Origin of the sequence: Actinomadura macrotermitis, from assembly GCF_009604375.1 — a bacterium.
Classification (GTDB): Bacteria; Actinomycetota; Actinomycetes; order Streptosporangiales; family Streptosporangiaceae; genus Spirillospora; species Spirillospora macrotermitis.
In genome coordinates this window covers 738,876-752,885 of the sequence record NZ_WEGH01000002.1, presented here as the reverse complement: position 1 = coordinate 752,885, position 14,010 = coordinate 738,876, and the positions used below count along the sequence as shown (strand labels likewise).

The window sequence follows — 14,010 nt, the reverse complement described above, 5'->3', positions numbered from 1 at the left end:
TTCAGGGAGACTAATTACAGACATCAGGCAAATCAATAGCAGTGCCGCATTCGACAGCAATTCTCTAAAATGGGAGAATGGCATGGATGAAACTGCCCGAAAAGGGCCGTGGCTCATTCTGTTCGTGCTCTGCCTCGGCTTCTTCATGGCGATGCTGGACGCGACGATCGTCAGCATCTCGCTGCCGGCGATCGCCATGGACCTCGGCGCCTCGCTCGACCAGATGCTGTGGGTGATGAACGTCTACATCCTTGTCATCGCCGTCCTGTACATCACCGGCGGGCGGCTGGGGGACATCCTCGGCCCGCGGACCGTGTACATCGTGGGCGTGACCGTCTTCACCCTGGCGTCGGCGGTCTGCGGCATGACGATGAGCCCGGGGCAGCTCATCGCCGCGCGCGCATTCCAGGGCGTGGGGGCCGCGCTGCTCACCCCGCCGACCATCGGTTTCATCGTCGCGGTGTTCCCCTGGACGAAGCTCGGCGTCGCGTTCGGCGTCTACGGCGGTGTCGCGGGCAGCGCGGCCGTCGCCGGGCCGACCCTCGGCGGCCTGCTGGTCGAGAGCCTCGGCTGGCGCTGGATCTTCCTCGTCAACGTCCCCATCGGCCTTGCGACGATCGTTCTGGCGCGCGTCGTCCTGCCGCCGCTTCCGGCGAGCCGGAGCGCCCGTTTCGACCTCCGCGGCATGCTCCTGGGGAGCACGGCGCTGCTGGCCCTCACCTACGGCCTGATCGAGGCCCAGCGCTACGACTGGGGCGTGGTCTGGTCGTTCGTCTCGATCCCGCTGCTGCTGGTCGGGGGCGTCGTGCTGCTCGCGGTCTTCGTGGTCTCCCAGCGCCGCCCGAACGCGCTCATGCCGCTCGCGCTGTTCCGGCACCGCGACCACTCGCTGATGAACGTCATGACGGCGGCGTGCCAGTTCGCCCTGTTCGGCCTCTACCTGCCGCTGACCATCTACTTCCAGGAGGTCGTCGGCCTCTCGCCCCTCGAAGCCGGGGTGTCGCTCATCGCCCTCCCCATCCTCGCCGCGGTCACCTCGCCGTTCGCGGGCCGCCTCGCCGACAAGGTCGGAAGCCGCCGCGTGCTGCTGTCCGGCTCCCTCATGTTCGGCCTCGGCATCCTGATGACGACCCTCGCCATCCGGGCGGACCAGAACACCTGGGCGCTCCAGGCGGGCCTGGTCGTCACCGGCTTCGGCTCCGGGCAGCTCTGGGCGCCCATGACGAGCGTCGCCATGCGAGGCCTGCCCCTCGAACTCGCGGGCGCCGCTTCGGGGGTGCTGAACACCACCCGCCAGTTCGGCAACATCCTCGGCGGGGCGCTGGTCGGCGCCGTCCTGCAGAACCGGCTGTCGGCCTCCCTGCACCACGAGGCGGCCACCACCGCGAGCACGCTTCCCGCGAATCTCGTGAAGCCCTTCGCCGACGCGATCCGCGGCACGGCCGAACACGGCATCACCATCTCCAACGCGGGCGGCGGAACCGGCACTGCACACCTCGCACCCCAGGCGGCCCGCGTCGTCGAGCTCGCGCGCCAGCATGCCTTCGAACGCGCCTTCACGACCGCGCTGCAACCTGCGCTGCTTACCTGCGCCGCCGCGCTCGCGGTCGCGTTCTGCTGCGCGTTCCTGCTCCGTGAACCGGCGCGCGCCGCACCGGCGGACGCCACCGGCGCCCCGGACGCCGCCACAGCCACCGACAGGACCTGACCGACCCTGTTCGGTAATGGCCGAAAGGCTTATTGGTGGGATTTAAAGCCCGAGGCGAGAATTGCCGGAGGCGTTATTCCCGGGGCGGGGCGATTTCAAAGCCGGGGCGGGGTGACGTGCCACAGGCGACAGGAATGTGACGGTTGGCGGGACCGGGGGCGGCCCCACCGCCTTCGGCTACGACACCCGCGACCGCACCACCACGATCACCTCGCCCACCGGCACGATGGGTCACACCTACGACCTCCACCCCCGAGCGGTCGGCCCTACTACGCCCTCGTCCGGCAGGCCCGGGCGCGGCTGCTGGACGGCACGTCCGGTGACCTGCGCCTGATCCACGGCGCCTATCTCCAGGACTGGCTGCTGGAGGAGGGCGACGACAACCGGCGGGTCGACACGGCCCTCGGCGGCGCGTCCCGCGCGTTCGGCGACATCGGCTCCCACTGGTGCGACCTCGCCCGGTTCGTCTCCGGGCACGCCATCACCGCCGTCAGCGCCCGGATGTTCCGCGCCCACGCGCGGCGCCGCCGCGATCCCTCCCGCACCTCCTTCTCCCGGGCCTCGGCGACCGGAGCCCTCGTCTGCGTCGACACCGAGAACACCCACCACGTCCAGGACGCCCTGGCCCCGCTCCTGCCCGGCCGCACGACGATCGCCATCACCCACCGGCTGGAGACGGTCCGCGACATCCACGTCATCTTCGTCCTGGACGAGGGCCGCCTGGTCGAACAGGGCACCCACGACGACCTGGCCGCACGCGGCGGCCGGTACGCAGCCCTGCTCGCCGACCGCGCCCGCACCCCCGCCTAGGTGGTGTTCTGAACGGCAGGCCTGCCGCAGGGCTGGTCGCTGGTGCGGAGAAGGGCGCGGCCGGTCAGGGGGCGGGGCGCAGGTGGGTTTTCGCCCATGTCTCGAAGGCGGTGAGGGAAAGGCCGAGGGCTCGGGCGAATTCGGGACGGGCGGGTTGGGGGAACTCGTTGATACGCGCCTGCGCGAGGCCCATGCCGGGCATGCCGGCGGCGGTCGCCTCCTGCTCGGTCATGTCGGGTGCGGTCAGCCGGACGCCCAGGGCGCGGGAGAGGGTCTCGGCGATCTCGGCCATCGTCAGGTGGTCGCTCGCCAGCTCCAGCTCGACCCCGTCGAACCGTGCCGGTTCCGCGATGGCCGCGGCGACCGCGCCGCCGATGTCGGCGACCGCGACCAGGGACAGCCGGGTGGCCGGCTTGAGGAGGCTCACCAGCCCGCCGCCGACCCCGCGGGGGAACATGATCCGCTCGGTGGGCAGGAAGTTCTCCATGAAGAAGCCCGGCTTGATGAGCGTCCAGTGCGCGAACCCCGCCGCGCGGACCCGGTCCTGGAGTTCGGTCTTGGCCGCGTAGTAGGGCTCCATCCAGGCCCAGCGGCCCTTGACCCAGTCGACATGCCGTCCGGCGCCGGAGACGGAGGTGTGCACGAACTGCGGGACACCGGCGGCCTTGGCGGCCTCGATCAGGTTGACGCCCTGGGCGACCTCGCCCTCGAAGGCGCGCCGGTCCGTGTCGGGCATCTGGACGGAGAAGACGGCGCGGGCGCCCCGGGCGGCCGCGGTCACGGAATCGCGGTCGTCCAGGTCGCCGGTCACCAGTTCGGCGCCGAGGGCCTCAACGGCCCTCGCCCGGCCGGTCGCGGGGTCGCGGACCAGCGCCCGGACCGGGGTGCCCGCGGCCAGCAGGGCGCGGGCGGCGGCGCCGCCTTGGCGGCCGGTGGCGCCGGTGACCAGGACGGGGGCGGACGCTGCCGGCATGGCGCTCCTCTGCGAACGGCTAAGTGGCGGGGCCCGCCACTTATGGTTCCGTACCATACGGAGGGCCCCGCCACTTGGCAAGACCGGAGGTGACGCCATGGCCGTACAGCGCGCGGACGCCCGGCGCAACCACGCGCGGATCCTCGCCGTCGCCGAGCAGGAGGTCGCCGCGCACGGCGCCGGCGCGTCCCTGGAGCAGATCGCCCGCGTCGCCGGGGTCGGCTCGGCCACCGTGCGCCGGCACTTCCCCGACCGGCGCGCGCTGCTGGCGGCGGTGTTCCGCGAGCGGATCGAAGTCCTGTGCGCCCGCGCCGCGGAATCGGCCGGCGCAGCCGACGCGCGCGCCGCGCTGCTGGACTGGCTGGGGGCGCTCACCGACTACGCCGCCTCCGCGCGGGGCATGGCCGGTGCGCTGGTCCAGGACGGCGGGAGCGGCCCGGGGCACGCCGATGCCTGCTCGGCCAAGCTCGCCGAGGCGGCCGGTCCGCTGGTCCGCGCCGCCGTACGGGCCGGCGCGCTGGCGCCGGCCGTGACCGCCGCCGACCTGATCACGTTGGTCACCGGCATCGCCCTGGCCACCGAGCACCTCCCCGCCCCCGCCGCCGAAGCGCACCGGCTGCTCGGCCTGACCGTTCAGGGGCTCAGCCCCGGAAAGTGAGGGCGGGACGAACGGCGCGGACGTCGTCAGCCGAAGGCGCGGCGGTAGGCGTTGGGGCTGACGCCGGTGGTCTTCTTGAACCGGTCGCGGAAGGCGGTGGGCGAACCGAACCCGACCTGGGCGCCGATGCGTTCGACGGAGTGGTGCGTGGCCTCCAGGAGGTGCTGGGCCTGGCGGACGCGTGCGCGGTGGAGCCACTGGAGCGGGGTGGTGCCGGTCTGCTCGCGGAAGCGCCGGATCAGGGTGCGGGTGCTGATCCCGGCCCGGGCGGCGATATCGGCGAGGGTGAGGTCGGAGCCGAGGTTGTCCTGCAACCAGGCCAGCAGCGGTTCGAGCGTCGCCCCCTGGGGAGCGGGCGGACGGTCATGGACGATGAACTGCGCCTGCCCGCCCTCGCGCTCCAGCGGCATGACCGACAGCCGGGCGGCGTCCGCGGCGACGGCCGATCCATGGTCCTGGCGGATCAGGTGCAGGCACAGGTCCAGGCCCGCTGCGGCGCCGGCGGAGGTGAGGATCCGGCCGTTGTCGACGTACAGGACGTCCGGGTCCACGTCGATGTCCGGGTGGGCGGCGGCCAGGAGATCGGCCGCGGCCCAGTGGGTGGTGGCCCGCAGGCCGTCCAGAAGTCCGGCGGCGGCCAGGGGGAAGGCGCCCGTGCAGATGGAGGCGATGCGCGTGCCGTTGGCGGCGGCCGCGCACAGCGCGTCACGGACGGCGGGGGCGAGCGGCGCCGTGGGGTCGGCGGTGCCGGGAACGATGATCGTGTCCGCGGTCCCGAGCCCGTCCAGCCCCCAGGGCGCGCGCAGGGTGAAGGCGCCGGCGTCGATCTCCGGCCGCTCGCCGCAGACGCGGATCCGGTAACCGGGCCGCCCGTCCGGCAGGCGAGTGCGGGAGAAGACCTCGATCGGGGTGGACAGGTCGAAGGGGATCACCCCGTCCAGGGCGAGGACGGCGACGGTGTGCATGGCCAGAAGATATCCGCCCGCCGGGCGCCCGGATCCGGGCTGCGGGCCGCTGAACGCCCACTTTGGGCAGCTCAGGACCTCATCCAGGATGTTGGCATTATTCCGGTGGAAGGTGGCATTAACGCCACTGGGGGGCGGGCCGGTGGCCGGTTAGCGTCGGGAGCGGCTCCGGCGGGAGGTCGGAGGCAGCGCTCGCGAAGGGGTTTCTCCATGCACGCCCAGATCGTCTTGTTCGATGGTTTCGATCCGCTCGACGTCGTCGCCCCCTACGAAGTGCTGTACGCCGGCGGCACCGCCTCCGGCGGCGCGGTGAGCGTGGAACTGGTCTCCGCGGAGGGGCCGCGTGAAGTGGCCGGCGGCCTCGGGGGCCTGGCGCTGCGGGCCACGGCCGCCCTGGACCCCGCCCGCGCGGGCCTGGTCCTGGTCCCCGGCGCCGCGGGACGCCTGGGCGAGCCCGGCGAGGACGCGGGAGCGGGGGGCCGGAAGGAGGAACCCGTCACCGTCCTGCTCGGCCGCGCCCTGGCGACGGAACTGCCCGCCCTGCTGAAGGCGGCGAGGGACAATCCGGAGGTGACGCTCAGCGCGGTGTGCGGCGGCTCGCTCGTCCTGGCCATGGCCGGTCTGCTGAAGGGGCGCCACGCCACCACGCACCACGCGGGCCTGGACGCACTCGACGCCGCCGGCGTCCACGCGGTGCGCGCCCGCGTCGTCGACGACGGCGACCTCGTCACCGGGGCCGGCGTCACCTCCGGCCTGGACCTCGGCCTGTACCTGCTGGAGCGCGAGGTGGGGCCCCAGATCGCCCACGCCGTCGAAGAGCTGTTCGCCCATGAGCGCCGCGGCATCGTCTGGCGCCCCGAAGGCCCCGTACCCGGCGGCTTTTGACCGCGCCCCTTCTCCGCTTGGCTCGTAGGGTTTCCAGGTATGTACCGTCCGAGTGGACGCTTCAGACGTACTGGCGCCGAGCGGCAGGATCAGCTGCTCTCGTGGAACCGGGATGACGTGGCGTTCTTCGCTGCCGGCGCTTGCCACATCCTCGCGTACGCGTTCATCGCGACCTATCCGGATGCCGGGTTCGGCCCCGTCGGGCTCTGGCCGCGCGGGGCGAGGGACGCTTGTCATGTCTACGTCACGGACGGCGTCTGGGCGTTCGATCACGACGGGTGGACCTTGCAGTCCGAACTCCTGAGGGGCGCCCGCGCCGCCGAGCCGCTGAGCGATCTCCGGCCGCGCCCGATCCGCATGGGGCTCGACGCGTTCTGCGCGCGCCACCATCACCGGCCCCGGCAGTGCTTCGCCTTCGATCCATGGGAGCGGGCTCTGCGGTACATCGCCCGGTTTCCTGCCCCGGACGCCAACGGCGGCAGAGCTGGGTGATCTTGGGCGGGGTGTCCAGAGCGGCCTGCAGGGCAGCCCGTGCGTGCCGGGAAACGGTGCAGGCGATATGGACGAGTCGGTGCGGCGCGGGCCGTCCGATAGGTGTGCATCCGCGTTACCGAATTTATCTGTCATCGCCAAGTCGGGGTCCCTTGTTCCTGCCCGTGAGTGCACATGGTCGCGCGCCCTGGACCGGTTTCCGCGTCTTCGATGGGCTCGCTTGGCGACCATGCCGCGTGGTCTCCGGCCACCAGGCCGTGGACTTTATGGGGAGGATGAATGAGCGCCTTCGGTGATCTGTTCCCCTTGACGCCGCCTCGCTCGTAGGCGAGGTTACTGTCCCAGGGATCGGTGGACGATGGTCTGTGCTGAGTCCTGATCAGGCCGACCGTGCTGAACTGGGCAGAGAGGGTTTCCGGTGGAACTGTCGCCGCCTGGGGCCGCGGAGGCGGCATCGCCCTGGTACACCAATTCCTTTGTCATCACTGGCATAGTGCTGTTTGTTCTGTTCGTCCTGTTCGGGATCTTTCTTGGGCTGCAACGCCGCCGACGGCGGCATGTGCGGGCGGGCTCGGCGCAGCGGGCTACGGAGGTCTTCAGCGGGGGCTCCTCGCAGCCACCGGCCGTGAGCGTGCAGGAGGCCGGTGCCGCCGCCTGGAGCCGGTTCACGCTGCTGGAAGAACTCGGCCGCGGCGGCATGGGGGTGGTCTGGCGGGCCAGGGACGGCGTGCTGGGCCGCCAGGTGGCGATCAAGCAGCTCCTCCCGCCCTCTGGGGCCGCCCCCGGCGCGCAGGAGGCCATGCGGGCCCGCATGCTGCGCGAGGCCAGGGCCGCCGCGCAGCTCGCCCACAAGAACGCCGTCACCGTCCACGACGTCCTCCAGGACCAGGGTTCGGTTCTCATCGTGATGGAACTGGTCCAGGCGGTCACGCTCGGCGCGATGGTGGAGTCCGAGGGGCCGCTGCCTCCCGCGCGGGTCGCCGCGATGGCCCTCGACCTGCTCGATGTGCTCACGGCGGCGCATGAACTCGGGATCGTCCATCGGGACGTCAAGCCCGCGAACGTCCTCGTTCAAAGCGATGGATCCATCAAGCTCGCCGATTTCGGTATCGCCCGGTTCCAAGGTGAACCGACGCTCACCGAAGCGGGTGCCATCATCGGCACTCCGGCCTACATGGCTCCAGAGCAGATCCGAGGGCTGGAGAGCTCGCCCGCCACCGATGTGTGGGGGCTCGGCGCCACGCTCTTCTACGCTGTCGAAGGGCTGCCCGCTTTCGGCGGGCCGAGCCCGACGGCGGCGATGGCCGCCGTTCTGACCGATCCGCCTCTCCCGCCGCGGCGCGCGGGGGAGCCACTGGGGCCGCTGCTGATGAGGCTGCTCGCGAAGGATCCGGCGGACAGGCCCCTGGCGCCACGGCTGCGTGCCGAGCTTTCGGAGCTCGCGCAGATCCTCTGACGTTGTCCGGTGCGGCTGGAGTATGGCGGCGCTTGGAATTGCTGTAGCGCGTACGGACGAAGGCGGGCTTGACCGTCCCCGATGATCTGAAGCGTTCTCTGCGGCGGTTGCGTGAGGTGCATTCTCAGCGGCCGGCCGGGGACGTCGATTCGCTGGACTTCGCTGACTGGCGTGAGCGCATGGCGGATTTTCTTGATGAGTTGTCCCAACGGCTTCTCTATGAGGAGGACCGGCAGCTCGCCGCCGCCGAGGCTGCGGCGGCGCGTGCTGAGGCTGCTGGGATTCGAGCCGGGTGGCGGCCTTCGACGGCGGGTGAAGGACGTTGAGTGAAGGCCCTTCGGCGAGAACGATTCGGCTGGTTCAAGGCCGTGGTCGTTGCGGAAACGGCTTCTGGGGGCGGCTTCCGGCAGCTCATTCACCGGTTCGGTTGCGTCTGCGCAGAGTGCATTGATCTTGTAGGGGGCGTAAATAGTGTTGGCGGTGTTCGTTCAGTGGAACTTCCCGCCCCGGCGGGTACAAGGAGGCATCGCCCCATGCTCCCCACCCCCTCGCGTCCCCGTGCCCTGACCCGCGCCCTGGTGGGCGTCCTCGCGCCGGCCGCGGCGCTGCTGGCGCTGGCCCCCGCGCCCGCGCACGCCGCCGACGGCCGCTACACCTCCGACACCACCGGCGTGGTGACCGTGCGCAACTCCGCCGGCCAGACGATCTTCACCTGCACCTCGCTCTACCAGCAGGGGACCACCGTCTCCGCCACCGCCGGTCAGCTGCCGAGGAAGGCCGACTACACCGCCGCCGTCCGGAACGGGAGCACGTGCCAGCGTCCCAACGGAGAGCAGGGCATGCTCATCGGCGGGGACATCGCGAGCATCGGCATCGTCTACTACACCCAGACCGCCTACAACCCGGCCACCGGCGTCGTCAGCCTCATCGGCAACAAGAGCACCCCCTACGGGATCTCCTACCTCTCCGACGGCTGCCGGTTCGACTTCGACAAGATCATCGCGACCTACACCGTCGGCACCAAGTCCCTGAAGTACATCAGCGCGACCGCGCGGCCCTACACCACCGCCAACAACGACGGCTCCATCGGCTGTCCCGGGGTGAAGGCCAACGAGACGATCACCTTCGACGCCGAGTTCAAGCTCGTCCTCTCCTAGGGCGCGGCCACGAAGAAAGGCCCCTCGCGAACGTCGCGAGGGGCCTCTCCGGGGTCCGGTCAGGGACGGGTGGCGTAGCGGGGGTTGGTGGCGTGCCAGTGGAAGCCGCCGCCCATCCAGGCCCGCAGGCCGCGCAGGAAGCGCTGCAGTTCGGGGGACGGGACGGCGGCCAACTGGCGGTGGTCGTTCTCGAAGCCGCGCACCAGGTCGTTGTGCAGGGCCACGGTGACCTCGGTGGCCTCGTCGAGCGAGCAGTCCCGGTCGGCGGCGGTCAGCAGGACCAGGTTGCAGACGGGTTTCTCGTCGGCGGCGTCCTTGGCCACCGAGTGCAGGTCGTTGACGATCACGCTGGCGGTGCCGGCCCGCATGGCCGCGCGGCGGACGTGCGGGTGGCAGAACAGGTCGGCGGGGACCTGGTAGCCGGCGATGGCGTCGATGAGGGTCATGGACGTGTAGAAGCTGTCGTGCTGGCGCGCCGCCAGGTACTCCCAGGCCGTGGGGTCGTCGCCGGTCTCGCGCCAGGCGGCGTAGGCGGTCCAGCTCACGAACATGGAGAAGGTGGCGTAGCAGATCCGCTGGACCTGCGCCGGGGTGGCGTGGCGGCGCAGGTGGGCCACCGCCGAGTCGAACATGCGCAGGACGAGGTCGTCCTGGAAGGCCGCCTCCAGCGGCGGGGTGAGGTCCCCGGCGGGCGCGACCGGGTCCATGGCGGCCATCACCAGGGTGAGGCGTTCGGGGAGCCGGACGGGTTCGGCGCCGAGGGCGGTGTCGTCGGCGTAGTAGTCGTCGGCCGCCCACCAGCTGGCGTTCATCTGGGCGGCGACGAGCAGCGCGTCGGGGTCGTCGACGTCGGGGTGGGCGAGGGTGACCAGGTGGCCGAACGCGGCCTTGGCCAGGCCCGCCAGCTCGTGTTCCTGGAAGCCGCGGTCCTGCGCCCAGGCCAGGAGGCGGGCGTCGACCTCGTCGGACAGGGCCTGGTCGAGGCGTTCGGGCAGGGGGCAGTAGAGCGGCGAGTGCGTTCCGTCGCCCCAGGGCATTTCGGCGTAGCCGGGGCCGGCCGCCGGGGAGTCGCGGCTGGGGCGCGCGGCGGCCAGCAGGGCGGGGAGCAGGGCCGCGGTGGTGCCGAGACCGGTCGGCCTGCCCGGTGCGTGCGTGGTCATCTCGCCCTCAGACGCGGTCGGCGGCGATGAGCAGGTACTGGAAGCTGCCGTCGCGGTAGGCCGTCAGGAAGGCGTCCTCGATGCCGGTGGCGACCGAGGAGCGCTGGCGCAGTTCCCAGTACGGGATGGTGGCGGCGGTCAGGTCGACGACGGTGGTGGGCACCAGCCGGTTGGCCGCCATCGCGCGGAAGTAGGCGCTGCGGGGGTGGATGTCGCACACGTAGTGGGCGTTGATGGTGGACACCGCCTTGGACGGCAGCCCGTACACGTCGTTGTAGCAGCCGGTGATGGTGACGTACCGGCCGCCGCGCGCCAGCAGCCGCGAGTGCGCGGCGAACAGGTCGTTCAGGTCGACGTACATGGTCGACTCGTTGTTCCAGATCGCCTGGAAGGCGCCCGCCTCGAAGCCGGTGTCGAGCATGTTCTTGAAGTGGAAGCGGACCTTGTCGGCCACGCCGCGCTCGGCCGCCTGGGCGTTGGCGAAGTCGACCTGGGCCTGGGAGATGGACACGCCGTCGACCCGGCAGCCGAAGGCGGCGTTGGCCATGATGCTGGAGCCGCCGCGGCCCGAGCCGGCGTCGAGCAGGCGGTGCTCGGGCCTGATGTCGCCGAGGTGGCCGAGCAGCAGCCGGGCCTGCTCGTTCTCCAGCCGGTGCAGTTCGGCGATGACGGCCTTCTCGCGGGCGTCGTCGTCGTCGGCGTCCAGGACGGTCCAATCGACCTCGCCGATGCCGTAGTGGTGGTGGTAGATCCCCGACACCTCGCCCAGCCGCAGGTTGACGGGGTTGCGTTCGGCGTTCCAGTAGTCGGCGACGTCGTTCTGGTAGACGCTGGCGATGACCATGGAAGGTTCCTTTCGGGGGCGGGTTGCTTCAGTGGCCGGCGGCGATGTCGACGTTCTCCAGGACGCCGATCGCGTCGGGTACGAGGGCGGCGGCCGAGGCGTAGGCCGACACCAGGTAGGCGGTCAGCGCGCGCTCGTCGACGCCCATGCGGCGGACGCTCACGCCCGGTGCGACCTGGTCGGCGAGCTCCGCGGGGCGCAGGCCGACCACGCCCTGCGCGGACTCGCCGAGCCGCATCGCGACGATCGAGGTCGTGTGGCCGCGGCTGATGGGGATCTTGTCGCAGGGGAAGATCGGGACGCCGCGCCAGGCGGGGACGGGGCGCCCGTCCTCGGTGACGGGGGCGGGGTACAGGCCGCGCCGGCTGCACTGGCGCATGAACGCGGCGATGGCCTTGGGGTGGGCCAGGAACAGCCTGGTGCCGCGGCGGCGGGTGAGCAGGTCGTCCATGTCGTCGGGGGTCGGCGGGCCGCCGCGGGTGCTGATGCGCTGGTCGTACTCGGTGTTGTGCAGCAGCCCGAACCCGCGGTTGGTGAGCAGCTCCCGCTCCTGGGTTTCCAGGGCCTCCTCGATCACCAGCCGCAGCTGCTGCTCGGTCTGGTCCATCGGGTCGCTGTAGAGGTCCTGGACGCGGGTGTGCACGCGCACGACGGACTGCACGGGCGACAGCCCGTACTCGCGCGGGCCGGGATCGTAGTCGGCGAACGTGCCCGGCAGCACGGGTTCGCCGTGGTGCCCGGAGGCCACCGCGATCTCGGCCTCGCCCTTGCGGTTGGCGGGGCGGTCGCCGGCCGCCAGGCGGTCGGCGATGTGCGCGCGCAGCCGCGGCGTCTCGTCCAGGATCCGCTGCAGCTCCCGCCGGGGCAGCGCCAGGAGGGTGCCGGCGGTGGCGGCCTTGTAGGTGTGCGCCCATACCGGTTCGTCCTGGTGCAGGGCCTGTTCGCCCAGGTGCGTGCCGTCCGCGACCACGCCGAGGGTCTGCGGGTCGCCGTACTCGCCCGTCCCGATCCGCTCGACCTTGCCGTGCGCGATGACGAGCACCTCGGTCACCGGCGCGCCGGCCGCGGCCAGCACCTCGCCGGGCTGCACGTGGCGGGGGGTGAAGCGGCGGGCCAGCCCGGCGAGCACCGCCGCGTCGCCGTACCCGCGCAGCGGGGGGAGTTCGACGAGCGTCTCGGGGATGATCCGGACGTCGTCGGCGCCCGCCTGGACGACCCCGACCCGGCCGCTGCCCACGGCGAGCCTGAGCCGCCGGTTCACCCGGTAGGTGCCGCCGGGGACCTCGACCCAGGGCAGCCTGCGCAGCAGCCACCGCGGGGTGATGCCCTGCATCTGCGGCACGGTCTTGGTGGTGGTGGCCAGGTTCCGTGCCGCGCGGGTGCTGAGACTGAGCCTTTCGCCGGTCGCCTCGCTGGTCATGACGGGCTCCTCTCGGGGGAAAGGCGGAGCGTCCTCTGGCGGAACGGCCAGAACGGGCAAAATGGATACGCAGTAAAGTCAATCGGCTACGGAAAGTGACGTTAGTCGCGCCCTTCGCAGGCCGGAAAGGGGGCCGTTCACTACAGAAGCCGCACGCGCCGTCCAGCGGAATGTGGCGTCACGGATAGGGGGTCGAAAACGCGCCCGGTGGTAGGAGAGGGTGGCCGGATGATCCCGATCTACACGACCGACCACATACCGATCGCCGGCGCGGGACCCGTCGAGCAGGCGTGGCCGGTCTGGACCGACGCCGCCGACATCGGTCTCGGACTCGATCAGCTCGCGCACGCGGCGGTCTACCGCGGCGCCCACGCCATCGTGGGGTTGCAGGTGACGACGATATCGCCGGGCGAGGGTCCCTCCCGATGGCACGAGCCCCGCTATGTCCTCGTCGGCACGGCGGTGGTCACCGGCACGCCGTGACGGCCGGTCAGGCGGTGGCCGTGTCCGTCCCGGTAGCCGGCGGGAGGACGGCCGGCCGGGACAGGCCGGAGGGGATCAGCAGGAAGAGCTTGGGACCCAGCCGGTCCATGTCGCCGCCCCGGCCGAAGACCAGGCCCGCGGCGAAGTCGACGAACTGCCGCGCCACGTCGTCGTTCAGCGCCGTCAGGTCCATCACGACCGGGATGCGCTTGTTGCGGAAGAAGTGCCCCACGTGCAGGGCCTCGTTGTAGTCGCGGGGACGCAGCGTCTTGACCATCACCAGGCCAGTCTCCCGGTGCTGATCCTGGCGTCAAGGCCGACCTGCTGATGAAGCCGGGCGTCATCGAAGAGAAGCCGTAAAGATGCCGTAAGCGGGGTCCGGCAGTGTGGAGCCATCGAGAAGGACGACGGTTCCACGGCTGAGAGAGAGCACCCCATGCGCAGGTTCAAGCTGCAGGTCCAGGTCACCGCCGACGGCTTCATGGCCGGCCCGAACGGCGAGATGGACTGGATGACGTTCCCCTGGACCGAGGACATCGGCGCCTACATCGGTGCGCTGACCGAGCCGGTCGACTGCATCGTGCTGGGCCGCAACCTCGCGGAGGGGTTCATCCCGACGTGGGCGGCCGGTCCGGAGGGCGAGCCGCAGGAGGCGATCGACAAGATGAACGGCACGCCCAAGGTCGTGATCTCCAGCAGCCTCACCGAGTCGCCCTGGGACAACACCACCGTGTCCGGCGACCTGGCCGGGACGATCGCGAAGCTGAAGGCGCAGGAGGGCGGCGACATCATCGCCTACGGCGGCAGCACGCTGGCCCAGAGCCTGATCGCCGAGGGCCTGCTGGACGAGCTGCACCTGTTCGTCAACCCCACCGCGATCGGCTCCGGCATGCCGGTCTTCCCTGAAGGCGCCTACCAGGGGCTGCGCCTCGTCGGCGCCCACCCGTTCGACTGCGGCATCACCGCGATGCACTACGAGCCCAAGCGCCCCTGACCGCT

General features: G+C 71.4%; 16 protein-coding genes. 10 read left to right on the top strand and 6 right to left on the bottom strand.

Annotated elements, in window-relative coordinates; translation table 11 throughout:
- Window positions 1-82: 82 nt before the first annotated feature.
- Together ACRB68_RS15390 and ACRB68_RS42480 are read left to right on the top strand one after the other, a co-directional pair.
- Window positions 83-1,708, top strand: coding sequence for an MFS transporter (locus ACRB68_RS15390; RefSeq protein WP_153533151.1), 1,626 nt, complete (start codon window positions 83-85; stop codon window positions 1,706-1,708).
- Between the two features lie 111 nt (window positions 1,709-1,819).
- Window positions 1,820-2,518, top strand: a complete 699-nt coding sequence (locus tag ACRB68_RS42480; RefSeq protein WP_194293321.1) for a Gfo/Idh/MocA family protein — start codon at window positions 1,820-1,822, stop codon at window positions 2,516-2,518.
- A 64-nt stretch (window positions 2,519-2,582) separates the two neighbouring features.
- Here the strand turns inward: ACRB68_RS42480 and ACRB68_RS15375 are convergent, their stop codons facing one another.
- Entirely contained in the window at window positions 2,583-3,491 is a 909-nt protein-coding gene (locus ACRB68_RS15375) for an NmrA family NAD(P)-binding protein (protein WP_153533148.1), read from the bottom strand.
- A gap of 97 nt (window positions 3,492-3,588) precedes the next feature.
- Between ACRB68_RS15375 and ACRB68_RS15370 the strand changes: the two genes are divergently transcribed.
- The gene (locus ACRB68_RS15370) at window positions 3,589-4,149 is read left to right on the top strand and encodes a TetR/AcrR family transcriptional regulator (RefSeq protein ID WP_153533147.1); all 561 of its coding nucleotides are present in this window, start codon (window positions 3,589-3,591) and stop codon (window positions 4,147-4,149) included.
- Between the two features lie 26 nt (window positions 4,150-4,175).
- Here the strand turns inward: ACRB68_RS15370 and ACRB68_RS15365 are convergent, their stop codons facing one another.
- Window positions 4,176-5,114 carry a GlxA family transcriptional regulator gene (locus ACRB68_RS15365; protein ID WP_153533146.1) on the bottom strand — a complete coding sequence of 313 codons (939 nt, stop codon included), beginning with the start codon at window positions 5,112-5,114 and terminating at the stop codon, window positions 4,176-4,178.
- 210 nt (window positions 5,115-5,324) lie between these two features.
- On the opposite strand from ACRB68_RS15365, the gene ACRB68_RS15360 reads away from it, so the two are divergent.
- The 5 genes from ACRB68_RS15360 to ACRB68_RS15340 all read left to right on the top strand — a co-directional run bounded on the left by ACRB68_RS15360 (window position 5,325) and on the right by ACRB68_RS15340 (window position 9,104).
- Entirely contained in the window at window positions 5,325-5,999 is a 675-nt protein-coding gene (locus ACRB68_RS15360; RefSeq protein ID WP_153533145.1) for a DJ-1/PfpI family protein, read from the top strand.
- 39 nt (window positions 6,000-6,038) lie between these two features.
- On the top strand, window positions 6,039-6,491 hold the full coding sequence (locus ACRB68_RS15355) for a hypothetical protein (protein ID WP_153533144.1): 453 nt from the start codon (window positions 6,039-6,041) through the stop codon (window positions 6,489-6,491).
- Window positions 6,492-6,909: 418 nt separating this feature from the next.
- Window positions 6,910-7,947 carry a serine/threonine-protein kinase gene (locus tag ACRB68_RS15350; protein WP_153533143.1) on the top strand — a complete coding sequence of 346 codons (1,038 nt, stop codon included), beginning with the start codon at window positions 6,910-6,912 and terminating at the stop codon, window positions 7,945-7,947.
- A gap of 68 nt (window positions 7,948-8,015) precedes the next feature.
- Window positions 8,016-8,273, top strand: coding sequence for a hypothetical protein (locus ACRB68_RS15345; RefSeq protein WP_153533142.1), 258 nt, complete (start codon window positions 8,016-8,018; stop codon window positions 8,271-8,273).
- Between the two features lie 207 nt (window positions 8,274-8,480).
- The gene (locus ACRB68_RS15340; protein WP_153533141.1) at window positions 8,481-9,104 is read left to right on the top strand and encodes a hypothetical protein; all 624 of its coding nucleotides are present in this window, start codon (window positions 8,481-8,483) and stop codon (window positions 9,102-9,104) included.
- A 59-nt stretch (window positions 9,105-9,163) separates the two neighbouring features.
- Here ACRB68_RS15340 and ACRB68_RS15335 read toward each other — a convergent pair whose 3' ends face one another.
- From ACRB68_RS15335 to ACRB68_RS15325, 3 genes are read right to left on the bottom strand one after another with little or no spacing between them, the layout of a single operon-like run.
- Window positions 9,164-10,264, bottom strand: coding sequence for a family 2 encapsulin nanocompartment cargo protein terpene cyclase (locus ACRB68_RS15335; protein ID WP_194293320.1), 1,101 nt, complete (start codon window positions 10,262-10,264; stop codon window positions 9,164-9,166).
- A 7-nt stretch (window positions 10,265-10,271) separates the two neighbouring features.
- Window positions 10,272-11,108, bottom strand: coding sequence for a geranyl diphosphate 2-C-methyltransferase (locus ACRB68_RS15330; RefSeq protein ID WP_153533140.1), 837 nt, complete (start codon window positions 11,106-11,108; stop codon window positions 10,272-10,274).
- Window positions 11,109-11,136: 28 nt separating this feature from the next.
- The gene (locus tag ACRB68_RS15325) at window positions 11,137-12,528 is read right to left on the bottom strand and encodes a family 2B encapsulin nanocompartment shell protein (RefSeq protein WP_153533139.1); all 1,392 of its coding nucleotides are present in this window, start codon (window positions 12,526-12,528) and stop codon (window positions 11,137-11,139) included.
- 228 nt (window positions 12,529-12,756) lie between these two features.
- Between ACRB68_RS15325 and ACRB68_RS15320 the strand changes: the two genes are divergently transcribed.
- Window positions 12,757-13,011: a hypothetical protein gene (locus tag ACRB68_RS15320; RefSeq protein WP_153533138.1), complete on the top strand. Its 255-nt coding sequence runs from the start codon at window positions 12,757-12,759 to the stop codon at window positions 13,009-13,011.
- 7 nt (window positions 13,012-13,018) lie between these two features.
- Here ACRB68_RS15320 and ACRB68_RS15315 read toward each other — a convergent pair whose 3' ends face one another.
- Entirely contained in the window at window positions 13,019-13,288 is a 270-nt protein-coding gene (locus tag ACRB68_RS15315) for a cell division protein SepF (RefSeq protein WP_235959592.1), read from the bottom strand.
- Between the two features lie 159 nt (window positions 13,289-13,447).
- Between ACRB68_RS15315 and ACRB68_RS15310 the strand changes: the two genes are divergently transcribed.
- Window positions 13,448-14,005: a dihydrofolate reductase family protein gene (locus ACRB68_RS15310; protein WP_153533136.1), complete on the top strand. Its 558-nt coding sequence runs from the start codon at window positions 13,448-13,450 to the stop codon at window positions 14,003-14,005.
- Window positions 14,006-14,010: the final 5 nt, after the last annotated feature.